Annotated in this window: 12 protein-coding genes; 2 read left to right on the forward strand and 10 right to left on the reverse strand. The window is 72.4% G+C overall.

The features are described 5' to 3' along the window. Positions 1-36 precede the first annotated feature (36 nt). A complete protein-coding gene (ftsY, locus tag AEQ27_RS04785) occupies positions 37-918 on the reverse strand; it encodes a signal recognition particle-docking protein FtsY (RefSeq protein WP_369813588.1) in 882 nt (293 codons plus the stop codon). A gap of 197 nt (positions 919-1,115) precedes the next feature. Here ftsY and AEQ27_RS04790 point away from each other — a divergent pair, with 197 nt between their 5' ends. Next, a complete protein-coding gene (locus tag AEQ27_RS04790; protein ID WP_054145624.1) occupies positions 1,116-2,132 on the forward strand; it encodes a TerC family protein in 1,017 nt (338 codons plus the stop codon). Between the two features lie 87 nt (positions 2,133-2,219). Continuing rightward, on the forward strand, positions 2,220-2,801 hold the full coding sequence (locus AEQ27_RS04795; RefSeq protein WP_054145625.1) for a histidine phosphatase family protein: 582 nt from the start codon (positions 2,220-2,222) through the stop codon (positions 2,799-2,801). Between the two features lie 336 nt (positions 2,802-3,137). Here AEQ27_RS04795 and smc read toward each other — a convergent pair whose 3' ends face one another. The 9 genes from smc to coaD form a co-directional block, all read right to left on the reverse strand. Continuing rightward, positions 3,138-6,833, reverse strand: a complete 3,696-nt coding sequence (gene smc / locus AEQ27_RS04800) for a chromosome segregation protein SMC (RefSeq protein WP_054145626.1) — start codon at positions 6,831-6,833, stop codon at positions 3,138-3,140. A gap of 140 nt (positions 6,834-6,973) precedes the next feature. After that, a complete protein-coding gene (locus AEQ27_RS04805; protein WP_054145627.1) occupies positions 6,974-7,996 on the reverse strand; it encodes a DNA-formamidopyrimidine glycosylase family protein in 1,023 nt (340 codons plus the stop codon). Between the two features lie 2 nt (positions 7,997-7,998). Continuing rightward, positions 7,999-8,751, reverse strand: a complete 753-nt coding sequence (gene rnc / locus AEQ27_RS04810) for a ribonuclease III (protein WP_054145628.1) — start codon at positions 8,749-8,751, stop codon at positions 7,999-8,001. A 37-nt stretch (positions 8,752-8,788) separates the two neighbouring features. Continuing rightward, positions 8,789-8,992, reverse strand: a complete 204-nt coding sequence (gene rpmF / locus AEQ27_RS04815) for a 50S ribosomal protein L32 (RefSeq protein WP_043593937.1) — start codon at positions 8,990-8,992, stop codon at positions 8,789-8,791. A gap of 71 nt (positions 8,993-9,063) precedes the next feature. After that, positions 9,064-9,585, reverse strand: coding sequence for a DUF177 domain-containing protein (locus AEQ27_RS04820; protein WP_082383265.1), 522 nt, complete (start codon positions 9,583-9,585; stop codon positions 9,064-9,066). Between the two features lie 77 nt (positions 9,586-9,662). Continuing rightward, positions 9,663-11,972: a transglutaminaseTgpA domain-containing protein gene (locus tag AEQ27_RS04825; protein WP_054145629.1), complete on the reverse strand. Its 2,310-nt coding sequence runs from the start codon at positions 11,970-11,972 to the stop codon at positions 9,663-9,665. Then, positions 11,965-13,248 carry a DUF58 domain-containing protein gene (locus tag AEQ27_RS04830; protein ID WP_054145630.1) on the reverse strand — a complete coding sequence of 428 codons (1,284 nt, stop codon included), beginning with the start codon at positions 13,246-13,248 and terminating at the stop codon, positions 11,965-11,967. The genes AEQ27_RS04825 and AEQ27_RS04830 overlap by 8 nt, the downstream gene beginning before the upstream one ends. A gap of 47 nt (positions 13,249-13,295) precedes the next feature. Then, the gene (locus AEQ27_RS04835) at positions 13,296-14,327 is read right to left on the reverse strand and encodes an AAA family ATPase (protein ID WP_369813589.1); all 1,032 of its coding nucleotides are present in this window, start codon (positions 14,325-14,327) and stop codon (positions 13,296-13,298) included. Between the two features lie 29 nt (positions 14,328-14,356). Then, positions 14,357-14,839 carry a pantetheine-phosphate adenylyltransferase gene (gene coaD / locus AEQ27_RS04840; protein WP_054145631.1) on the reverse strand — a complete coding sequence of 161 codons (483 nt, stop codon included), beginning with the start codon at positions 14,837-14,839 and terminating at the stop codon, positions 14,357-14,359. Between the last annotated feature and the right edge of the window lie 19 nt (positions 14,840-14,858).

A 14,858-nucleotide genomic window follows, 5' to 3' on the forward strand; every position in this document is an offset into this window, starting at 1 on the left:
CGGGACCCGCGCCTCCTGCGTTCCGGGCGGCGGCAGCTAGGCGATCAGGTTCTGGACGAACACGTGGGGGGTGAAGCCGGTGAGGTCGCCGATGCCCTCGCCCTGACCGACGAGCTTGATCGGGATGCCGGTCTGCTCTTGCACCGCGAGGACGAAACCGCCTCGGGCCGAGCCGTCGAGCTTCGTCAGGACGAGGCCGGTCACCCCGGCGTGCTCGATGAAGGCCTGCGCCTGGGCCAGGCCGTTCTGGCCGGTCGTCGCGTCGAGCACGAGCAGCACCTCGGCGATCTCGGTCTGCTTCTCGACCACGCGCTTGATCTTGCCGAGCTCGTCCATCAGGCCCGACTTCGTCTGCAGGCGCCCCGCCGTGTCGATGAGGACGATCTCGATGCCCTCGCGCATGGCGAGCTCGACCGTCTGGAACGCCACCGACGCGGGGTCCTGGCCCTGCTGCTGGGGGCGGACGATGCGGGCGCCGGCACGCTCGGCCCAGGTCGCGACCTGCTCGACGGCGGCCGCACGGAAGGTGTCGGCCGCTCCCACGACGACCGAGCGGTCGTAGTTGCGCAGGAACTTGGCGAACTTGCCGATGGTCGTCGTCTTGCCGACGCCGTTGACGCCGACCATCAGCACCACGGCGGGTCGGGCGCTGAGCTTGAGGGTCGAGTCGAGCTTCGAGAGCCGTTCTTCGAGCGTCTCGCGCAGCATGCGCTTGAGGTCGGCGGGGTCGGTGGTCGAGTAACGCTGCACCTTCGCCTGCAGGTCGTCGATGATCTGCTCGGTCACGTCGGGGCCGAAGTCGGCGCCGATCAGGGCGGCCTCGAGGTCGTCCCACGTGGTCTCGTCGATCGTCTTCTTGGCGAACATGCCACGGAGGGCACCGGAGAGGGACCAGGGAGAAGCCATGCGGGCCAGCATATTCGGCCCCGGGCGAGACCGCGGACGTGCAGAGGCTGTAAGCTCGTCAGGTTGAAGGGGAGTACTCCCACGCGGTGGCGTCGTCAATACGGAAGAGACCGATCTCGACCCGGTGCACCGGTTCGCAGTCGTCCTGATCAGGACGCGACGCGAGTGGAGGAGACCTTCGGTACCCGCTGCGTACTGGAGGTACACACATGGACGTCCACTTCTTCACCTGGGCGATCACCATCGCCGGCATCATCGGCCTGCTGTTCTTCGACTTCTTCAGTCACGTCCGCACGCCGCACGAGCCGACCATCCGCGAGTCGGCCATCTGGTCGGGCGTCTACATCGGCATCGCGGTCCTGTTCGGCGTCGGCGTCGGCGTCTTCTCGAACTGGACCTTCGGTGGCGAGTACTTCGCCGGCTACATCACCGAGAAGGCCCTCTCGGTCGACAACCTGTTCGTCTTCCTGATCATCATGACGAGCTTCGCGGTGCCCCGCATCTACCAGCAGAAGGTGCTGCTCGTCGGCATCGCGATCGCCCTGCTCTCGCGCGGTCTGTTCATCGCGGCCGGCGTCGTCATCATCGAGAACTTCTCGTGGGTCTTCTACCTCTTCGGCATCCTGCTCTTCTGGCTCGCCTACAGCCAGGTCAAGGGCGGCCACGGGGACGACGAGAAGGACGAGGCGGACAGCAAGCTCATCCGCGCCCTGCGCCGCGTCATCCCGACGTCGAACGACTACGACGGCCAGAAGCTCACCACCAAGGTGAACGGCAAACGCCTCTTCACCCCGCTCTTCCTCGTCATGGTGGCGATCGGCCTGACCGACGTCCTGTTCGCGCTCGACTCGATCCCCGCCATCTTCGGCCTCACGCAAGAGGCGTACATCGTCTTCACGGCGAACGCGTTCTCGCTGCTCGGCCTGCGTCAGCTGTACTTCCTGATCTCGGGTCTGCTCGAGCGCCTCGTCTACCTGGCCCAGGGGCTGGCGGTCATCCTCGCCTTCATCGGCGTCAAGCTGCTGTTCCACGCCCTGCACGTCAACGAGGTGCCGTTCATCAACGGCGGCGAGCCGATCACCTGGATCCCCGAGATCCCCATCTGGTTCTCCCTCGGCTTCATCGTGCTGACCATCGCCGTGGCGACGGTCGCCAGCCTCGCGAAGACCCGACGGGACGCCCGCGCGAAGGCCGGCGTCACGGCGAGCACCGACGACGACCACTGATCCCCCGACGGGCGGCCCCGTCCGGGGCCGCCCGTCGTCACTCCCCCGCGGCACCGCCGCGGCCGCACCACGAAACGGAACACCCCGATGCGCCTCGAACTCATCCGCCACGGTCAGACCGACTGGAACCTCGCCGACAAGCTGCAGGGCTCGTCCGACATCCCACTGAACGACACCGGCCGCGGCCAGGCCCTCGAGGCGGCACGTCTGCTGGCCGGCGTCGAATGGAGCGCCATCGTGTCGTCGCCGCTCGGCCGTGCCCGCGAGACCGCCGAGATCATCGCCGGCGAGCTCGGCCTCGGGCCCGGTGACGCCTACGCCGAGCTGATCGAGCGCGCCTACGCCTCGCACGAAGGGCGGCCCCCGGAGTCGCCGATCCCCGACCAGCCGAACGCCGACTACCCCGACATCGAGCCGCGCGAGTCGGTCGCCGCCCGGGGCATCGGCGCGCTCGAGATGATCCGCGACACGCGACTGCCGCTCGACGGTGACGACGCCCACATCGTCGTCGTCTGCCACGGCACGATCATCCGCTTCACCCTCGCCGAGATCCTCGGCCGAGAGGTCCCGCACATCGAGAACGCGGCGGCGAACACGGTCGAGTGGGACGGCACCGCCTGGCACGTGCTGAGCATCAACGGCGGGGTCGTCGACACGCCGATCGACTGACACCCCGGGGCTCCACGGGGCACGACGAGAACGCAGGAGGCGCGGCCACGCAGGTCGCGCCTCCTGCGTTTCTCGTCGGGTCGGGCCGGGTCGGGTCAGGGCCCGACCTGACCCGAGCAGACCGACTCCGAGGCTCACGGCGTGCCGAACCCGACCCCACTGAGGGCTCGCGGCGTGCCGAACCCGACAACTCGTGCGCGACGCGCCGCTCAGTTCCTCCTGAGCAATCGGCTGGAGGCCTCCTGGTCGCGAATTGCACACGAGGAGCGGGCAGGGGCGGGCGGGGACGGGCTGAGGCGGTTCCGCGCTGACGAGGACGGCGAGGGCGAACGGAGGTCAGCGGGCAGGGGCGGCGGTGCCCCGCTCGGCGACGACGCGTTGTCCGACGACGGCGCTGACGCCGTCCTGACGCATCGAGACGCCGTAGAGGGCGTCGGCGATCTCCATCGTGCGCTTCTGATGCGTGATGACGATGAGCTGGCTCGACTCGCGGAGGTCTTCGAAGATGGTCAGCAACCGGCCGAGGTTGGCGTCGTCGAGGGCCGCCTCGACCTCGTCCATGATGTAGAACGGGCTCGGCCGGGCCTTGAAGATCGCGATCAGCAGCGCCACGGCGGCCAGCGACCGCTCGCCACCCGACAGCAGCGACAGCCGCTCGATCTTCTTGCCGGCCGGTTTCACCGTCACCTCGATGCCGGTCGCCAACAGGTCGTCGGGGTCGGTCAGGTGCAGCGAGCCGCTGCCTCCGGGGAAGAGGATCGGGAAGACCTCGTCGAAGGCGGCCTGGGTGTCGGCGAACGCGCTCGCGAAGATGGTCTGCATCTTGTCGTCGATCTCGTCGATGATCGTCAAGAGGTCCTTGCGGGTGCCGGTCAGGTCGGTCAGCTGCTCGGTCAGGAAGACGTGGCGCTGCTCGAGCGCCGCGAACTCCTCGAGGGCCAGCGGGTTGACCCGCCCGAGCCGGGCGAGCTTCTTCTCGGCCGCGGCGAGCCGGCGCTGCTGGGCCGCCCGGTCGAAGGGCACGCCCCGAGGAGGCGCGGCGTCGTCCTCGCCCGCGGCGTCGCCCTCGCCCGCGGCGTCGCCCTCGCCCGCGGCGTCGCCCTCGCCCGCGGCGTCGCCCTCGTCCGCGGCGTCGTCTTCGCCCGCGGCGTCGACGTCGACCAGGTCGACCTCGTCGTCGACGGACGGTCGGGCCACGACCTCGTCGTCGCTCGGCACGAGCACGTGCGGTCCGTACTCGGCCACGAGGACGTCCTCGACGAGGCCGAGCTCGGAGCCGGCTCGTTCGAGCAGCCCGGACAGGTGCAACTTCTGCTCGTAGATCTCCATCTCGAGGCCGTGCACGCTCTCGGTCACGGTGGCGAGCCGGTCGCGCAGCTCGCGCTCGGCCCGGCGCAGCGCCTGCAGCTCGGTGTTCTGCTCGGCCCGGGCCGCCTCGGCCTCGGCCAGCACCGCGCGCGCCTCGGCCACCGACCGGGCGACCGCGTCCAGGGTCGGCGGCAAGGCCTCGAGCACCGACGACGTGGCGGCCATCTGGCGCTGCCGCACCACCGTCTGACGCGCCTGCAGCTCGGCGGCCGCCCGTTGCTCGTCGAGCTGGCGTTGCAGGGCCTCGGCACGGGCGATCTCGGCCCGGACCCGTTCGCGCACCGTCTCGAGGGCGATGCGGCGCTCGGTCTCGACGGCCCGCGCGGCCTCGACCTCGGCCCGCAGGCCGTCGCGCGCCGACGCGCCGAGCAGCGGCCGCGGGCGGGCGGCGCGCTGGCCGCGGGCGGCCGGGGCCGCGGCGCCGGCGCGGCCCGCGGCGTCGACGGCCTCGACCGACGCGTCGAGGGCGTCCGAGAGACGGTCGACCTCGGCCTCGGCGGCCTCGACCCGGGCACGCAGGCGACCGAGCTGCTGCCCGTGGGAGGTGACCCGCGCCTCCTCGTCCCGGGCGGCTGCCGCCGCCTCTTTCGCATGGGTGCGCGTCGTGGTGAGCCGCTCCCGCAGCTCGGCGAGTTCGGGGGCGAGACGTTCGATCTCGGTGGCCACGCCGGTGAGCCGGTCGGCGGCCGCGTCACGCTCGGCGACGAGCCCGAGGCGCGCCCGCCCGGCGCCCGACCCGCCGCGCAGCACGTAGTCGGTCCGCACCTCGCCCGCCCGCGCGATGACGGTCACGGGGCCCGGGTGGCCGGCGAGGGCCTGCCAGGCCGTGCGCGCGACCACGAGGTCGTCGGCCACGACGGTGGCGGCCAGCAGTCCGAGCACCCCGGGAGGCGCGGTGACGACGGCCGTGGCGGCGACGGCTCCGGTCGGGAGGTCGACGTCGAGCGTCGACAGGGGCCGCACGGGCTCGGCCACGACGACCTCGACCCGGCCGAGCTCGGCCTCGGTGGCGTGCGCGACGGCGTCGACCGCGGCCTCGACGTCGTCGGCCAGCACCGAGTCGACCACGCTGCCGAGCGCCGCGGCGACGGCGGCCTCGTAGCCGGGACGCACCTGCACGTGCTCGGCCACGAGGCCGCGGATGCCCGGTCGGTCTGCGGCCACGAGAGCGGCCGTGGCGTCGTTCTGGTCGAGGGCGAGAGACAGGGCGCTCCGGCGGGCCGCGAGGGCGTCCCGCTCGCGTTCGGCCGCGTGCAGGCGGTCGCGCAGCTCGTCCACGCTCGCCGTGAGAGCCGTCAGTCGCTCTTCGGCCTCGGCCTGGACGGCGGCGTGATCGACCCCGTCGGCGTCGGCACGCGGTGACCGATGCTCGAGCTCGGCGTACTCGGCCCGCCCGGCGTCACGACGCGCCTCGGCGGCCTCGAGCGCGGCACGCTGACGCAGCTGCTCGCCACGGACGGCGGCGAGCCCGGACCGCGCCGTCTCGAGGGCGCCACGCAGGCGGGGCGCCGCGAGGTCGTGCTGCGAGACGAGGACGCTCTGCGCCTGGATCTCGACGTCGAGGGCGTCGAGGGACGCACGGATGGTAGCCAGTTCGGCCCCGGCGGCCCCCACCGCCGCCTCGGCCTGTGAGACGTCGCCGCGCAGACGCTCGGCCTCGTCGCGGGCGTCGGCGACCATGCCCGCGCTGACGGTGGTCGCCACGGCGGGCTGGTCCGCCTGCTGGGCGAGCAGCTGGAGACGCTGCTGCGCGAGACTCGACAGGCGGCGCAGGCGCTCGTGGACCGACTCGAGCCCGAAGACCACCCGGCGGGCGTCGTCGACGGCGTCGCCGATCATGGCCTGCTCGAGGCGGTGCTCACGCTGCTTGTTCTCGTCGAGGCGGTCCTGCAGCACGATGCGCTCGCTCTTGCGCTCGGCCTCGGTGCTCGACCTGGCCGTGAGCGACTCGCGCAGGGCGACGACCTCGTCCGCCAAGAGACGGGCGCGGGCGTCCCGGACGACCGCGGCGATGGTCTGCGCCTCGCGGGCGATCTCGGCCTGGCGCCCGAGCGGTTTGAGTTGACGGCGGAGCTCGCCCGCGAGGTCGCTGAGCCGCGTGAGGTTCGTCTGCATGGCCTCGAGCTTGCGGAGGGTCTTCTCCTTGCGACGACGGTGCTTGAGGATGCCGGCGGCCTCCTCGACGAAGCCCCGGCGGTCCTCCGGGGTGGCACGCAGCACGGCGTCGAGCTGCCCCTGCCCCACGATGACGTGCATCTCGCGGCCGAGGCCGGAGTCGCTGAGCAGCTCTTGCACGTCGAGCAGCCGGCAGCCCTCGCCGTTGATGGCGTACTCACTGCCGCCGTTGCGGAAGAGGGTGCGGCTGATCGTCACCTCGGTGTAGTCGATCGGCAGGGCCCCGTCGGAGTTGTCGATCGTCAACACGACCTGCGCCCGACCGAGCGGGCCGCGGGTGGAGGTGCCGGCGAAGATGACGTCCTCCATCTTGCCGCCGCGGAGGTTCTTCGCCCCCTGCTCCCCCATCACCCAGGCGAGGGCGTCGACGACGTTGCTCTTGCCCGAACCGTTCGGGCCGACGACGCAGGTGACCCCCGGCTCGAAGGCGAACGTGGTCGCCGAGGCGAACGACTTGAAGCCCTTGAGCGTGAGGCTCTTCAGGTACATGCGCCGCGCCTCCTCGGGGCTCGTGACGGGTGGTGGACGGGGCGGACAGGTGCGCCGACGGCCGGTCGTGACCCGTTCTCAAGGATACGGGTGGAGGCCCCGCCGTCCGGGGAGGCGGGCGGCGCCGGACGAGGCAGGGATCAGCGCGTGCGCACCCGCTGGCAGCGGGGGCAGAAGTGGCTCGGGCGGGTCATGAAGGCCTCGCGCACGACGGGGGTGCCGCACCGGGGGCAGGGGCGCCCCTGCTGCCCGTACGCGGCGAGGCTGTGGCTGAAGTAGCCGGACTGGCCGTTGACGTTGACGTACTGGGCGTCGAAGCTCGTCCCGCCCTCGCCGAGCGCCTTGAGCAGCACGACACGCACCTCGGCCAGCAGCACGCGGGCACGCGCCCTCGACAGCGACTCGGTGGGCTGTTCGGGGTGCACCCGCGCGGCCCAGAGGCTCTCGTCGGCGTAGATGTTGCCCACCCCGCTCAGCAGACCCTGGTCGAGGAGCGCACGCTTCACACCGGTGCGTCGGGCCAGCAGCCGGGTGATCACCCGCGACTCGTCGAAGGCCGGGTCGAGCGGGTCGCGAGCGATGTGCGAGACCTGCTGCGGGACCCGGCGCACCCACGCGGCCGGATCGGCGTCGGTCCCGGCGGCGCTGGTCGGCGGGGCGTCCGTACCGGCGTCGTCGGAAGCCTCGACAGCGGCCTCGACAGCGGACCCCAGGAGGCGCGGGCCGGCGAACCCCGCCGCCCGCCCGTCCGGCGTGGGCACGCTCTCGTCGAGGGCCATCGAGCCGAAGATGCGCTGGTCGACGAAGGCGAGTCGCACGGGACCGAGCGAGGGGCTCTCGACCTCGAGCCGGATGCGCATCAGGCGGTCGGGCTCGGCGTCCCGGCTGCGGAGCAGCACCTGACCGCTCATGCCGAGGTGAGCCACGAGGGCCAGGGGCTGCTCGTGCGGCTCGGCCGGCTCGAAGGGGAACCAGAGGAACTTGCCCCGGCGGACGGCCGAGTCGATGGTGCCACCGACTAGCCGGTCGGCGAAGTCGTCGCTCGGACCGCGGTGTCGCTTGAGCGACCGCTGGTCGAGGACGTCGACCGCCGTCACCACGGCACCGGCCACCACGGGGTGCAGACCGGCTCGGACGACCTCGACCTCGGGCAGTTCGGGCACGATCAGTCGGCGGAGGCTGCGGCCCGACGGGCGGCGGCCACCCCGGCGGCCGACGCGTTGAGCGACGTCCAGGCCCCGAGCGCGGCGGCCATCTCGGCCTGCTTCTTGCTGCTACCCGACCCCTCGGCGACGCCCTGCTCGTCACCCAGGGCGACCACGGCGTGGAAGCGCTTGTCGTGATCGGGGCCGCTGTCGGTCACCGAGTACGAGGGCATGCCGCGCCCCAGGGTCGCGGCCAGTTCTTGCAGGCTGGTCTTGGGGTCCATCGCGGCACCGAAGCGATCGGGGTCGACGAGCAGCGGCGCGACGAGACGCAGCACGAGCGCCGTGGCGGCCTCGCCCCCGGCCTCGAGGTAGGTCGCACCGATGATGGCCTCGACGGTGTCGGCCAGGATCGAGTGCTTGTCGCGACCGCCGGTCAACTCTTCGCCGCGACCGAGGCGCAGGTGCGGGCCGAGACCGATGATGCGGGCGACCTCGGCCAGGGCGACGGTGCTGACGAGACTGGCCCGACGCTTGGCGAGGTCACCCTCGTCGAGGTCGGGGTTCTCGGTGAAGAGCATGACCGTGACGGCCTGGCCCAGGATGGAGTCACCGAGGAACTCGAGGCGCTCGTTGTTGCCGACGCCGCCGTGCTCGTACGAGTACGACCGGTGGGTGAGCGCCTGGTCGATCAGGTCGTCGCTGAGCTCGATCTGCAGCCGGGACAAGAGAACAGCCCGGTCGGCACCAGGGCTCGACTCGGGCTGACTCATGCGCTCACCGCGAGGGTGGACGGGTTCACGTCGGTGATCAGACGTCGGCGACCTTGCGGCCCTTGTACTCCATGTACAGGGCGGTGCCGGCGCTGTCCTCGACGACCTTGGCACGGTGCGGGAGGCTGTAGGTGACCTTGCCGTTCTCGATCGTCTTGACGAGCTGGACCGGCGTGGCCTTCCACTGCGAACGACGAGCGTGCGTGTTGGAGCGTGACTGCTTGCGCTTCGGGACGGCCATGGGTTTCTCTTCTCTCTGTCGGCACCCTCACGGGTGCCTGGGTCTGACGATGGTGGGTGACGCGGTGGTGTTCAGTGCTGCTCGTCGGCCGGGCGCCGGTCGTCGTGACCGGTGCCCTGTGACGTGCCGTCGGCGGGTGCCGATTCAGCCTGGAACCCTGCCAGGGCCGACCAGCGGGGGTCGGCGATCTCGCGGGGCTGGTAGTCGGGGATGTCGTCCACGCGCTCGCCCGTTTCGGGGTCGAGGCCCGGACAATCCGGCCGACAAACCGGCTGGAAGGGCAGTGACAGAACCACTGCGTCTCTGACCACGGGTTCAAGATCCACGTGATCGTCTTGAACCTGATAGTCAAAAGCTTCGTCGACATCGTACGCGAAAAGCTCGGCGAAATCGACTTCGACGGGCTCGGAGATGTCACGGAGGCATCGGCTGCACTCACCGACCGCCGTGCCCGAGACGTGCGCGGACACCAGGATGCCGTCGTGCAGCCCCTCGAGCTTGACGTCGATCGCCAGCTCGGCACCCTTCGGCACCGAGATCTGGCCCTCGCCGAGCTTCTCGGGCACGACGACGTCGAGTTCGTGCTCGCGCATCTCGCCCGGACGGTGCACGAGGTCGAACACCGGGACGGTGTAGGGGGTCTGGGTGAAATGAGGCACGAAGAGAGAGTTTACGCCGTCGAGCCGGACGCCGCCTCCGTGCCCCCGACGAGCGATCGCGGCGCGATCGTGGCCGCGACGCGCTGCCCCACGGACGAGGAGGCGCGGAGCCCGTCGATCACGCGACGCGCGTCCGCCTGCACCTGCCGAGCGGCCGGCTCGGCCCCGAAGCGCTCGGCCTGCAGAGCGTCCAGCAGCGCGACCGAGGCGACCCGCGCCTCCTCGGCCCTGGGCGACCGGCCGGAGGACGGTGTCGTCGCCGTTCCGGTCACGGCGCCCCCTGCCCCGAGGCGCTGCGCCAGCAGGTCGGCGACGGCCGACGGGGTCATCGTGGCCGTCACCGGGACACCCAGGTCTCGAGCGGTGTCGACCACCTCGTGCCAGGCGTGCAGCGCCAGGTCGGGCGGGGACGCCGACAGACGACGACGTCGACGGCCGACGCGCAGACCCGAGGGGACGACGAGGGCGGCGAGCACGAGCGCCGCGAGCACCGACAGGGCGATCGACGGGACGGGCCCGACGCCGGAGCCCGGACCCGAGGCGGCGGACGTCGGCGTGGCGCTCGCGCTCGGAGCTGCGCTGGTCGGAGCGGTCGAGGCCGAGGGGGCCGTGCTCGCGTCGGGCGCGGTGCTGGCGTCGTCGCTGGGGACGTCGCTCGGCTCGACACCGGTCTGCTGCAGGTACTGCTGGGGGGCGCCGAGGCCGACGGTCGGCTCGAACGGGACCCAGCCGAGCCCGGCGAAATACAGCTCGGGCCAGGTGTGCAGGTCGTCGCTGCTCACCCGGAACGCGGCGTCGTCACCCACGCCCTGCAGGTCGCCCGGCAGGAAGCCCACGGCCACCCGCGCCGGGATGCCCAGCGTCCGGGCCATGACCGCCATCGCCGAGGCGAAGTGCACGCAGTACCCGCTGCGGACCTGCAGGAACGTCTCGATCGCGTCGAGGCCGCTGCCGTCGTAGCCTCGCTGGACCGGGGTGTCCTCCGAGTACGTGAAGTCGCCGTCGCGGAAGAAGTCCTGCAGCTCGACGGCCGCGTCGAACGGGTTGGCCGAGCCGGCGGTCACCTCGGCGGCGAGGTCGGTGACGGTCTGCGGCACCTCCTCGACCGAGAGGTAGGGCGCCATGTCGGGCCCCGTGTCGTCGAGCGATGCGACGACCTGCGCGGGGCTCGGGTCGACGGGCCGACTCGTCACCTCGTACTCGAGGCCCTGCGTGCCCTCGGAGTCGCTGCGGACGGTGACGCCGCTCTCGTCGACGAAGCGCCACCCGTCGTCGAGGCCCTCGATGGTCGTCGGCGGCACCGGGACGGGCAAGTACGGGCTGCGCAGCGCCCCGATCGTGACGTCGGTCGTGACGTCGCGTCGTGCGGTGCCCGGGTCGATGCCGGGAGCGTCGGGCAGGGTGTCGAGCGTGTTGAGCGGGTCGAGCGGCACGTCGGCGGGACTCCACGTGCGGCCCGAGAAGGCCCCCAGGTCGACGAGCTTGAGGGAGTTTCCCTGCGGGTCGGCGGTCCGGTACGACAGGACGGGGATCGGGGCGCCCCGCCGCAGGTCGTCGCCGAGGCCGATGATCGGGTTCACGCCGGGCGCGAGGCCGGGACCGGCCCCCGAACCGGTCAACGGCGCCACGCCCGTCAGGGGGACTACGGCCGTCAGGAGCCCGGCCACGGCGACCGACGCGGCGGCACCGACGAGGCCGGCACGCGAGGGTCGTCGCCCGGTGGAGACCATGAGCAGCACGAGGTAGGCCAGCACGGTCGCCACCACCCAGGGCCAGCTCGTGACGACGCCCGGCACGAAGGTCGGCACGGCCAGCACGAGGGCCGGGAAGACCCCGGTCACGACCGGCAGCTGCCCCACCGACGACAGCAGGTCGGTGACGACGGCGACCACGAGGACCGAGAGGGCCACCGTGACCAGCAGGCCGTCGTTCACCTCGACGGGGGCCGATCCCTCGACGAGGGCCGCGTTCGCCTGAGCCGAGAGCTCGGGGATGCGCGCGAAGGTCGCCCCCGTCGGCACGACCCCGAGCAGGGCCGTCCCTCCGGAGGCGAAGGCCGTCGTGACGAGCGCGCCGAGGACCGCCCCGCCGACCACGCCCAGCCAGGAGGCGCCTCCCAGCGCCCGGACCGCCAGGGAGCCCCCCAGCACCACGGCGGCCACGACGGCCCCCGCGACCCACCACCCGACCCCGACGAAGACGGGGTGCAGGCCCGCGAGCGAGAGGACGAGCCCGAGCCAGAGCAAGGCCGAGGTCTGCCAGCGGGCCGTGCCCGCGGGCTCGGCCCCGAAGAACCCCACGCGGGTCGGCGAGTCAGTCATCGAGGACCCCCGAGGTCGTGATCAGGCGGCCGCCGTCGACGCTCGAGTCCGTCTCGACGACCCGCCAGCCGGAGTCGCGCAGGGCGCCGGCGACCTCGTCGGGGGCGAGCACGGGGTCGTCGCCCCGGCCCGGACCGTCGGCGAGGCGTGCGGGTCGTGAGGTCAGGCCGGCACCGAGGGGCAGGGCGGCGGTGACGACGACGGCGACCGCCGACGACCCGGGAGCCCTCGAGGCGACGAGCAGCTCGAGATCGAGCCGGCCCAGTCCCGAGACGACCGCCACGACGGGCTCCCGGGGCGACGGGGCGGGAGCCGGTGCCCCGAGCGCGTCGTCGAGCCGCAGGTCGGCGAGGTCGTCGAGGAACCCCGTGGTCGGCGCCGGGTCGTGCCGGGCGACGAGCGTGCCGCCGGGTGTCGTCAGCACGGTCGCCGACCCCGCGTGGCCGACCTCGACCGCGATCGTCGCGGCGAACGAGACCGCCCACTCGAAGGCGTCGCTGACGAGCGGGATCGCGGCGGTCGCCGACCTCGCCCGGACGCCGCTCGTCGGCGGCACCGTCGGGCGCGCGTCGGACCATCCCTCGGCTGCGACGGCGATGACGACCCGCGCGCTGGGCAGGCCGTGCTGCTCTTCTTGTCGGACCATGAGCTCGCCGTGCCGGGCCGTGGCCTTCCAGTGCACCCGACGCATCGGGTCACCCCGGCGGTACTCACGCGTGACCGGATCGTCCTCGCCACCGGCCAGGCTGTGCTCGCGCTGCCGTCTCGACCCGTCGCCCAGGGCACGGGACTCGCGTCCCAGCCCCACCTCGACGACGTCGGGCACGACGACTAACTCGGCCACGCCGGCCGCCACGACCCGTCGCCGGGCGACGCCGTACGACTCGACGAGGTCGACGTGCAGGGGTCCGATGCGGTGCCGACCGCGCGGCAGGTCGTGGTGACGGAAGACCGCCGAGGAGGCACGGCCCGGCACGAGCAGGACGGCCGCGGCCTCGGAGTCGGACAGTCGCCCGAACGGCAGCTGCTCGCGGACCCGCACGGTACCGCTGGTCCGAGCCCCTCGGGGAAGGACCGTGACCGTCTCGACGGCGGACCACCCCGCGACGCCACGGTCGGGAGTGAAGCGACGGGTGACCCGCACGTCGGCCGTGCGGAAGAGCAGGGAGAGCGTGACGGCCACGATCAGGACGACGAGCGTCGAGCCGGCGAAGACGAGGGGCGGGGCCTGCAGCAGCCAGCCCACGAGCACGACGAGCACCCCGGCGGCGAGCACGCCGACGCCACGGCCGGTCGGCCTGGGGACCCCACCCCGTCTCACGGTCAGCGGGCGTCGGTCGCGTCGCCGAGCGGGACGGGGGTCTGTTCGACGACCTCGGCGACGAGGTCGTAGGCCGCCGAGACCGCCCCCGCCCCGGCTCGGCCGGCGAGGATGACCCGGTGGCCGAGGACGGGACCGGTGAGGGCGTCGACGTCGTCGGGGACCACGTAGCCTCGGCCGTTGAGGGCGGCCCAGGACTTGGCCGCCCGCATGAGTTGCAGGGTCGCGCGGGGGCTGGCCCCGAGACGCACGTCGGGGTGGACGCGCGTCGCCTGGACGATCCGCACGGCGTATTCTTCGACCGCCTGCGCGGTGTAGACCGTGCGGACGGCGGCGATCATGCGCGTCAGCTCGTCGAGCGAGACGAGCGGGCGCAGCGTGTCGAGTGGGCTGACCCGCTCGCGCTGCTGCAGCATGCGCAGCTCGCTGCGGGCATCGGGGTAACCCAACGAGATGCGGGCCATGAACCGGTCGCGCTGAGCCTCGGGCAGGTTGTAGGTGCCCTCCATCTCGACGGGGTTCTGCGTCGCCACGACGAGGAAGGGCGAGGGCAGCGGGTGCGTGATGCCGTCGACCGTCACCTGGCGCTCTTCGAGGCTCTCGAGCAGCGCCGACTGCGTCTGCGGCGAGGCGCGGTTGACCTCGGCGCCGATGGCGGCGTTGGGGAGGAGGGGCCGGGGCTTGAACCCGAACCCGCCGCTCTGCCGGTCGTAGACCGAGACGCCCGTGATGTCGCTCGGCAGCAGGTCGGGGGTGAACTGGATGCGGGTGACGGTCGCGTCGACCGCCTTGGCGAGTGCCCGGGCCAGCTGGGTCTTGCCGACGCCCGGGACGTCCTCGATCAACAGGTGACCCTCGGCGAGCAGGACCGTGAGCGCCGTCGAGATGGCGCCGTCCTTGCCGTCGATCACGGTGGCCACGGCCTCGAGGATGCCCCTCGCGCGCTGCTGGACCTCGGCGAGCGACATCGTGGGCCCGGAGCCGGTCGCGCGGACGGCGGCGGGCTCGACGGTGGGGTCGTTGGTCGTGGTCATCGCGGCGTCCTCGTCGGGTGGGGTCGGGGTCAGGTGGTGCTGAGGTAGGCGGCCACGGCCTCGGGCACGTAGGGCGACACGTCCCCGCCGAGCGAGGCCACCTGCCGCACGAGCGAGCTCGACACGTGCGCATGGGCCGGGTCGGGGAGCAGGAAGACGGTCTCGACACCGGCGAGGCTGCGGTTCATGATCGCCATCGGGGTCTCGTAGGCGACGTCGACCTGCGATCGGATGCCCTTGACGAGCACGCTCGCCCCGACCTCGGTGCAGTAGTCGACGAGCAGCCCGACGCTCCAGCTGTGGACCGTGACGGTCTCGGGCAGCCCGGCCGCCCGGAGCGATTCGGTGAGCAGGGAGACGCGCTGCGCGAGGGGCAGGAGCGCACTCTTCTCGGGGTTGTGCACGACGAGGACGTGCACTTCGTCGAAGATGTTGGCGGCCCGGGCGATCACGTCCACGTGACCGAGGGTCACGGGGTCGAACGAACCCGGCACGACGGCGATCCTGCTCATCCGGTCACTGTATCCCGCC

This window comes from Frigoribacterium sp. RIT-PI-h, assembly GCF_001297205.1.
Lineage (GTDB): Bacteria > Actinomycetota > Actinomycetes > Actinomycetales > Microbacteriaceae > Frigoribacterium.